This is a genomic window from Mycobacterium sp., from assembly GCF_035653355.1.
Taxonomy (GTDB): Bacteria; Actinomycetota; Actinomycetes; order Mycobacteriales; family Mycobacteriaceae; genus Mycobacterium.
This window is the reverse complement of sequence record NZ_DASRBZ010000149.1, coordinates 1-8,051: the sequence shown is the minus strand read 5'-3', so window position 1 is coordinate 8,051 and position 8,051 is coordinate 1. Positions and strand designations below refer to the sequence as shown.

General features: G+C 66.7%; 9 protein-coding genes. 4 read left to right on the top strand and 5 right to left on the bottom strand.

Features of this window, described 5'->3' with window-relative positions:
• Window positions 1-234 precede the first annotated feature (234 nt).
• Together VFA16_RS04970 and VFA16_RS04965 are read left to right on the top strand one after the other, a co-directional pair.
• Entirely contained in the window at window positions 235-1,272 is a 1,038-nt protein-coding gene (locus VFA16_RS04970; RefSeq protein WP_324966746.1) for an enoyl-CoA hydratase/isomerase family protein, read from the top strand.
• 11 nt (window positions 1,273-1,283) lie between these two features.
• Complete coding sequence (locus VFA16_RS04965; RefSeq protein WP_324966745.1) at window positions 1,284-2,066, top strand: enoyl-CoA hydratase; 783 nt, start codon at window positions 1,284-1,286, stop codon at window positions 2,064-2,066.
• Here VFA16_RS04965 and VFA16_RS04960 read toward each other — a convergent pair.
• Entirely contained in the window at window positions 2,053-2,442 is a 390-nt protein-coding gene (locus VFA16_RS04960; protein WP_324966744.1) for a rhodanese-like domain-containing protein, read from the bottom strand. The two genes, VFA16_RS04965 and VFA16_RS04960, sit on opposite strands and share 14 nt — an antisense overlap.
• Window positions 2,439-2,987 (bottom strand): cysteine dioxygenase, encoded by a 549-nt coding sequence (locus VFA16_RS04955; RefSeq protein WP_324966743.1) that lies wholly within the window; start codon window positions 2,985-2,987, stop codon window positions 2,439-2,441. Before VFA16_RS04955 ends, VFA16_RS04960 begins: the two co-directional genes overlap by 4 nt.
• A 113-nt stretch (window positions 2,988-3,100) precedes the next feature.
• Between VFA16_RS04955 and VFA16_RS04950 the strand changes: the two genes are divergently transcribed.
• Together VFA16_RS04950 and VFA16_RS04945 are read left to right on the top strand one after the other, a co-directional pair.
• The gene (locus VFA16_RS04950; protein WP_324966742.1) at window positions 3,101-3,547 is read left to right on the top strand and encodes a lipoprotein LpqV; all 447 of its coding nucleotides are present in this window, start codon (window positions 3,101-3,103) and stop codon (window positions 3,545-3,547) included.
• A gap of 97 nt (window positions 3,548-3,644) precedes the next feature.
• Window positions 3,645-4,712 (top strand): patatin-like phospholipase family protein, encoded by a 1,068-nt coding sequence (locus VFA16_RS04945; RefSeq protein WP_324966741.1) that lies wholly within the window; start codon window positions 3,645-3,647, stop codon window positions 4,710-4,712.
• Window positions 4,713-4,752: 40 nt separating this feature from the next.
• On the opposite strand, the gene VFA16_RS04940 is transcribed toward VFA16_RS04945, so the two are convergent.
• The 3 genes from VFA16_RS04940 to VFA16_RS04930 form a co-directional block, all read right to left on the bottom strand.
• The gene (locus VFA16_RS04940; RefSeq protein WP_324966740.1) at window positions 4,753-5,610 is read right to left on the bottom strand and encodes a patatin-like phospholipase family protein; all 858 of its coding nucleotides are present in this window, start codon (window positions 5,608-5,610) and stop codon (window positions 4,753-4,755) included.
• Between the two features lie 2 nt (window positions 5,611-5,612).
• Window positions 5,613-6,482 (bottom strand): class II glutamine amidotransferase, encoded by an 870-nt coding sequence (locus VFA16_RS04935; RefSeq protein ID WP_324966739.1) that lies wholly within the window; start codon window positions 6,480-6,482, stop codon window positions 5,613-5,615.
• Between the two features lie 84 nt (window positions 6,483-6,566).
• A partial coding sequence (locus VFA16_RS04930) for a long-chain fatty acid--CoA ligase (RefSeq protein ID WP_324966738.1) occupies window positions 6,567-8,051 on the bottom strand: 1,485 nt, incomplete at its 5' end.

Below are 8,051 nucleotides of genomic sequence, written 5' to 3'. Positions count from 1 at the left end.
AGCGAACGAAATACCGGGTTGCTAGTCTCCCGCACCGTCGGATCCTCTCCTTGAGCTGTGGCTTCGAGCTGTGCGAACACCTGGTCAACGATCAACGGCTCGGCCGGGTTCCCGGCCTGGAAACGTCGTAAAGCCGCTCTCCAGCTAAACCTTACCCGCGGGCGCCGCGCCTGGGGCAACGATCTAGATTGCTGATCAGTCTTGGCGTGCATCCGACGGAAGGAGACCGCGCGCGTGACGGGCGAATCCGACGAAATCCTGACCCGTATCGACGACGGCGTCGGCTTTGTGACACTCAACCGGCCCAAGGCGATCAACTCGCTGACGCAGAACATGGTCAACGCGCTCAGCGGAATTCTGACCGAATGGGAACACGACGACGCCGTGCGCGCCGTGGTTCTCGAAGGCGCCGGCGACCGCGGACTGTGCGCCGGCGGCGATGTCGTGGCGATCTACCACAGCGCACGCGCCGACGGCGTTGCGGCGCGGCGGTTCTGGCGCGACGAATACTTGCTCGACGCCCAAATCGCCAGGTTTCCCAAGCCGTATGTGTCGTTGATGGACGGCATCGTGATGGGCGGCGGTGTAGGTGTCGGCGCGCATGCCAACACCCGGGTGGTGACCGATACGACGAAGATGGCCATGCCCGAGGTGGGCATCGGGTTCATTCCCGACGTGGGCGGCACGTATCTGCTCTCGCGGGCTCCTGGCTCGCTCGGGGTGCACGCGGCGCTGACCGGGGCGCCGTTCTCCGGAGCCGACGCCATTGCAATGGGATTCGCCGACCACTACGTGCCGCACGACAAGACGGAAGCGTTCTCCCGGGCGATCGTCACCGACGGCGTCGACCGCGCGCTCGCAGACCACGCGGTCGAACCGCCCGCGAGTAACCTTGCCAGCCAAAGGGATTGGATCGACGAGTGTTATGCGGGCGACACTGTTGCCGACATCGTCGCCGCGCTGCGCGGTCATGACTCCGCGGCGGCCAACGACGCCGCCAACTTGATCGGCACCCGCTCGCCCATAGCGTTGTCGGTGACGCTCGAGGCGGTGCGCCGCGCCGCAAAACTGGACACGCTCGAAGATGTCCTGGTCCAGGACTACCGAGTGTCGTGCGCCGCGCTGCGCTCACACGACCTGGTCGAAGGCATCCGGGCCCAACTGGTGGACAAGGACCGCAATCCAAAGTGGTCGCCGGCATCGCTTGCCGAAGTCAATTCGGCCGACGTCGACGCGTATTTCGCGCCCGTCGATGACGATCTGGAGTTCTAGAAAGGCGGCACATGACCGACAAAGAATGGGAAACCATCCTGGTCGAACGCGACGGACGCGTCGGCACCATCACGCTGAACCGGCCGCAGGCGCTCAACGCGCTCAACAGCCAGATGATGCACGAAGTCACAGGCGCCGCAACCGAATTCGATGATGACCCAGGTATCGGTGCGATCATCATCACCGGTTCGGCAAAGGCGTTCGCCGCCGGTGCGGACATCAAAGAAATGGCAGGGCTGACGTTCGCCGACGTCTTTAGCGCCGACTATTTCGCCCCCTGGTCCAAGCTGGCCGCGGTACGCACCCCGACGATCGCCGCAGTGGCCGGCCACGCGCTCGGCGGCGGCTGCGAGCTGGCGATGATGTGCGACTTGCTGATCGCCGCCGACACAGCGAAATTCGGCCAACCCGAGATCAAGCTCGGTGTGCTGCCCGGCATGGGCGGCTCCCAGCGGCTGACGCGGGCCATCGGCAAGGCCAAGGCCATGGACCTCATTCTGACCGGGCGCAGCATCGACGCCGCCGAAGCCGAGCGCAGCGGTTTGGTGTCCCGCGTGGTCCCGGCCGCCGACCTGCTTACCGAGGCCAAAGCGGTCGCCACCACGATCGCTGGAATGTCACTGTCGGCCACGCGGATGGCCAAGGAAGCCGTCAACCGGGCGTTCGAATCCACCTTGGCTGAAGGGCTTCTCTATGAACGTCGGCTATTCCATTCGGCTTTCGCCACTGACGACCAATCCGAAGGGATGGCGGCGTTCATCGACAAACGCCCACCGAACTTCACACACCGCTAAGTTCGCTCAGCACGCCGGCGGCCACCAGCGTGTGATATCCGCCGACAACATCGGTTGCCTTGTGTAGCCCGAGATCCTGCAGGGCGGCCGCGGCCAGGCTGGACGTGTAGCCCTCCGAGCAGACGATCACCCACTCGACGTCGTCGTCGACGGCTTGTGGCAGGCTGGCGTCGCTGGTCGGGTCGCATCGCCATTCGAGCACATTGCGTTCGATCACCAGCGCGCCCGGCACCTCGCCTTCAGCGGCGCGCTGGGCCTGCGGACGGATGTCGACGAGCACCGCGCCGCGCCGCAGCGCGTCAGGAATCTGGTCGGAGGTGAGCCGGCGCAGCCGGGTCCGGGCGATACCCAGCATCCGGTCGATCCGGCTGGTCATGGCACCCGGTCGGTCAATTCGGTGCGCCAGCGGCGCAGCGTGTTGCGGTCGGTGACTTCGTAATAAGACATCGCCGTCAACGGCGGCGAGTACGCGTGCACGCTCAGCGTCGGGCCCGCGGGTGCGCCCGGCTGCGGCGGAGCCCACACCACGTCATGCACCCAGCCCAACGGAAACCCGGCCTGATCGCCGGCGTCCAGCCGTCGGCGCCGCAATTGCTCTCCCTCCCAGCGGAATTCGTCGAGGGCCCCGGACAGCAGCGTCAACGCCCCGAGTGATCCGCCGTGGTCGTGCAGCTCGGTGGCATGCTCGGGCACCCAGCTGATCAGCCAGATGTCGATCTCGTCGTTACCGCGGATGCGGCTGAACCAGCGGTCGTGGGCCGGCACACCGCCGGGCGGCAGCAGGTGGTCGTAGTGCCCGCTGAGCACGTCGTCGGCGGCCTGGTCGGTGGCGTGCAATAGGTCGGGCACCCGAAGCCGGGTGGGGCCGGAAACCGACGGGATGGTGGACGGTCGCAGCGCGACAGGGCTGGCGAGAACCATGGGAACTCCGGAAGGGATGGACGGATCTGGGGTCGGCGATGCGTCAGGGCCGACAACACTCCAGAACTGTGGCGCGCTCCATCACGGCAGCCAGTGTTGCATAGATTGACTGGGTGCGCCGGTGTCGATGTCGCCCGCTGTTGTGGACCACGGTTTTCGCGGCCGGATTGTCGGTGACCGCGAGCTGCTCCTCGGGGGATCACGGCGGCACAGCCGGCCGGTCGGCTGCGCCCACGACGTTGGCGCCCTTGCCCGCGACGAGTCCGCCACCGCCGGGCGCCATCGGCGTCTCGCCGGGTGGGGTCACGACCAAAGTCGACGTGCCCGCGGACTCGTCCCAGGATGAATATGGCCTGGCCTGCCGTGCTGCGAAGCAGTGGATGGCCGGCCACAAAGGCGACCCGCACACGTTGATCGAGCCGTATCTGGCGAGCGTGCAGTCGCCGACCGCCAAGCCGGGCAACGGCACGTTCAACAGGCCGTGGGCGCAGCTGACGCCAGGCCAACAAGCCGCGGTAATCGTCGCGGTACAGGCTGCTGCCGACGACCAGTGCGGCTAGCACGCAGTACGCGCCGCAATTCGAATCAGGGATGAAAGAAATGCCGCCCGTCACCGAGACGGGGCCAAGAAGAAGCGGCGGCGCGCAGAATGAACGGATGGCTGTCGCTGATCCGGTGCGATCGCTCGGCGCATCGCAGCCTGCTGCGCTTCGAGTGGGCAGCTCGTCACGGCCGCGCGTGGCGCTGGCGCTGGGCAGCGGGGGTGCGCGCGGATATGCCCACATCGGGGTGATCAACGAGCTGCAAGAGCGCGGGTATCAGATCGTCGGGATCGCCGGTTCGTCGATGGGCGCGCTTGTCGGTGGCCTACAGGCGGCGGGGAAGCTGCACGAATTCGCCGATTGGGCAAGGTCGCTGACGCAACGCGCCATCCTGCGTCTGCTGGACCCGTCGCTTACCTCAGCCGGAGTGCTGCGGGCCGAGAAGATCCTCGACGCGGTGCGCGACATTCTCGGCGACGTCACCATCGAGGAGCTCCCGATTCCCTACACCGCTGTGGCCACCGATCTGCTGGCCGGCAAATCCGTGTGGATGCAGCGTGGCCCCGTCGACGAGGCCATCCGAGCCTCCATTGCCATTCCGGGCGTGATCGCACCGCACGTGTCGGACGGACGACTGCTGGCCGACGGCGGGATTCTCGACCCGCTGCCGATGGCGCCGATCGCGGCGGTCAACGCGGACCTCACTATTGCGGTCAGCCTGAGCGGCAGCGAGACAGACGGCAGCCGTGAGTCGGAGCCCCGCGCCACGACCGAGTGGCTGAACCGCATGGTGCGCAGCACCTCGGCGCTGTTCGACACGAATGCGGCCCGGTCGCTGTTGGACCGGCCGACAGCGCGGGCGGTGCTCAGCCGGTTCGGCGCCGCGATCCCCGAAGCCGACGACGAGTCCGAGCTGCCCGACGGCGACGAGCCGCTCGAAGTGCCCAAGCTAGGCAGTTTCGAAGTGATGAACCGCACCATCGACATTGCCCAGGCCGCGCTGGCGCGGCACACCATCGCTGCGTATCCACCCGACCTGTTGATCGAGGTACCCCGATCGGTTTGCCGCAGCCTGGAATTCCACCGTGCGGCCGAAGTGATCGACGTCGGCCGCACGCTGGCCACCCGCGCGCTGGACAGCCTCAACGCCGACGACGCCGCACCGCCGGCGATCGAAAGCTGACCCCGTCCGGGCTGGCCCGGCTGTTGATCCCGTTGATCCGCTAGACGCGGTCCAGGAATGCGGCCACGGCGGCCGCCTCCCGGCGACCTTGCACCCGCCCGGCTTGCGCCGACGCCTCCCGGCACCGCGGATCCAGCGCGTTCGGCCCGAACGCAGCCTGCGAGTCGTCGTCGGCGAACACGGCGAACGCCTCGCCACGGAATGCCCCGACCTCGGCAGCCGGACCCGGGCCGAACGGCGACGGCGCCGACGCACCGGAAGGCACCAGAACCACCGCCACGTCGCAGTCGTCGGCGACGTCGAGATTGATACTGCTGCCGACGCCGCCATCCATATAGCGCCGGTCCCCGATCGTCACCGGTGGCCATGCTCCGGGGACAGCGCAACTGGCAGCCACCCCGTCGACCAGACTCACCCCCGAATCACGGTCGAAGACAACGCGTTCGCCGGTGGCGATGTCGATCGCGGTCACCCGCAAGTCGCGGTCCGGCCACTCATGTGACGGCAGACGGTGGGCGATCACCTCGCGGCGAACCGGCTCAGGGACGGTTTCGGTCGCGGCGGCGATCGCCCCGATCCGTTGCAACTTCTGGCGCGTGGTGCCCGGCTGGGTCACGGCGGTCAGGAAATGCTCGGTGATGGTGTCGATGCCGACGCCCGGGTCTATCTCGGCTGAGGTCGCGGTGACTTGCCGTGCGAACAACTCGTCGAGGGCCAGCCCGCTGCTGATCTGCGCCACCACCGCTGAGCCGGCCGATGTCCCCACCAGCACATGAAAGTCGAGCAGCGTTCGCGCGGTGTCCGGCGACTCGTCGGCGATACCGCGCAACACCCCGGTCTCCCAGGCGATTCCGGCTACTCCCCCACCTGCCAGAACAAGCGCACGTTTGGCTGTCACGGTTAGCGCGCCGCTGCGTGCTGCGCCGCCTGCGCTGCCGAGCTCAAATCGTCGCGGCTCAACTGATGGCGGGGTGGGTCGGGAAGCACCACATCGCAGCTGATCTGCAGCGCAGCGTCGACGTGCACCAGCTCGCCAGGAGCGATCAGGCGCCACCGCGGATCGTCGTCCATGGGTTCGCTGGCAAACACCACCGACGAGCACCTGTCAAGTTGTTCGGACTGAGCGCGAATCCTATTGGTGCGCAGGTGGAAACGTGCCGCAGGCGGGCATTGGCGGCGGTCCAGGACATAGAGCTCGTTGGGCTCGGGGTAGCGCAGCGCCCAGACGTCGGTGGCTGTGCTCAACAGGACGTTGACCGCATAGATCGGCACGTTGGCCGCCAGCCATTGCATGGCGTCGACCAGACCGGCCGGCACATCGCCGCCGCGGGCGCGGATCGAGGCGGTGATCAACGCGAAGACACGCTCGGAATCGGTTTGGCCCAACACCAGATCGGCGGTGCCGAGCTCGCGGAGCCGCTCGTCGAGCACATCGAGGCCCTCGACCACACCGTTGTGGGCGAATACGCGGTCGTCCTGCAAAAACGGATGGGTGTTGACCACGTCGTGCGCGCCCGTCGTTGCATATCGCACATGGGCGACGAAGGTGGTGCCGGTCATGTCATGGGCTTCGGTGGCGAAATCACGGTCCTGCCAAGCCGCTATCGGCTGCTTACGCAGCTCGGGGCGGCCCTGGCCGTCGAAGACGCCCAACCCTGTGCCGTCCGGGTTCCGTCGGCTCTGGGCGGCCAGGTTGTCGGGGGCGTCGAGCAGCCAAAACGTGGCGGTCACGACATTGGTCCCGGCGTGCAATGCAAACAGTCGACACATGTTCTCGACCGTAACGACTGCTCCTGAGAAGACGCATAAGCACCCATTACGCTAGGTAATCGGGTGCTTTCGCGTCTGCTGGCCCTAGTCCCGCAACTCGGTGATCTGATACGCGTTCTCGGCGTGGTTGGCCCGGATGGCCTTCTTGTCGTACTTGCCGACACTCGTGCGCGGAATCTGCTCGACAAAGGTCCACCGTTCCGGCAGCCACCATCGAACAACCTTGTCCGCCAGGAACTCTCGCAGTCCGGCGGCATCGGCAGAAGCACCTTCCTTGAGGACCACAACGGCCAGCGGCCGCTCTTGCCAGCGCTCGTCGGGTACGCCGACGACCGCGGCCTCGACAACGTCCGGATGGGCGATCAAGTAATTTTCCAACTCGACCGACGAAATCCATTCCCCACCGGACTTGATGACGTCCTTGGCGCGGTCGGTCAGTGTGATGAAGCCGCGCTCGTCGATGCGGCCCACGTCGCCGGTGCGCAACCAGCCGGATGCGAACTTCGACGGGTCGTGCCCGCGGTAGTAAGAGCCGGTAATCCACGCCCCGCGAACTTCCAGTTCGCCGACGGCTTCGCCGTCGTTGGGCAGCACGTTGTCGTCGTCGTCGACAATGCGGGCCTCCACCCCGCAGACGGGCTGGCCCTGGGTGGCGCGGAGCGGCCAGTGCTGGTCGTCGGGGGTTTCCGGCGGCGGCCACGCCATGGTGGCCATCGGCGATGTTTCGGTCATGCCCCACAGCTGGCGGATCTGGACGCCGTGCTTTTCTTCGAAGGTGCGCATCAGCGAAACGGGGACGGCCGAGCCGCCGCAGGCAACCAGCCGCAACGACAGGTCGTGGTCAGGATCCTTCTCCAGATAGTGCAGGACGTCGTTCCAGATGGTGGGGACCGCGCCGGCGACGGTGGGCCGCAGCTTCTCGATCATGTCGACCAGCGACCTGGCGTCCAAGTGGCGGTCGGGTAGCACCAGATCCGCGCCGGCCATCAGCGCCGCATACGGCAAGCCCCAGGCGTTGGCGTGAAACATCGGAACAACGGGCAGCACGCAATCGCTGGACCCGACACCGATTCCGTTGGCCGTGCATGCCGCCATGGTGTGCAAAAAGCTCGAACGATGGCTATACACAACGCCTTTGGGGTTGCCGGTGGTGCCGCTGGTGTAGCACATCGCAGCAGCGGAGTTTTCGTCGATGTCCGGCCAGTCGAAGTCGGCCGACTCGCCGGCGACGAGTTCGTCGTAGCGCAGCACGGTCTTGCCGGTCTGTTCCAGCGGCGCCATGTCCCCCTCGCCGACCGCGATCACGCTGTGCACCGTCTCCAGGCGGGGCAGCATCGGCGCGAGCAGTTGGGCCAGCGATATGTCGACCACGACGACTTGGTCTTCGGCCTCGTTGGCGATATAGACGACCTGGTCGGGGAAGAGCCGGATGTTGAGGGTATGCAACACCGCACCCATCGCCGGCACCGCCACGTAGGTGGTCAGGTGTTCGGTGTTGTTCCACATGAACGTCGCGACGCGCTGGTCTCCAGTAATGCCCAGACGGCGCAACGCGTTGGCCAACCGAGC

What these genes read in the sequence shown, in the direction of transcription:
- VFA16_RS04935 (WP_324966739.1), bottom strand. Translation starts at nt 6,482, where the DNA reads ATGTGTCGACTGTTTGCATTGCACGCCGGGACCAATGTCGTGACCGCC.
- VFA16_RS04955 (WP_324966743.1), bottom strand. Translation starts at nt 2,987, where the DNA reads ATGGTTCTCGCCAGCCCTGTCGCGCTGCGACCGTCCACCATCCCGTCG.
- VFA16_RS04960 (WP_324966744.1), bottom strand. Translation starts at nt 2,442, where the DNA reads ATGACCAGCCGGATCGACCGGATGCTGGGTATCGCCCGGACCCGGCTG.
- VFA16_RS04945 (WP_324966741.1), top strand. Translation starts at nt 3,645, where the DNA reads ATGGCTGTCGCTGATCCGGTGCGATCGCTCGGCGCATCGCAGCCTGCT.
- VFA16_RS04965 (WP_324966745.1), top strand. Translation starts at nt 1,284, where the DNA reads ATGACCGACAAAGAATGGGAAACCATCCTGGTCGAACGCGACGGACGC.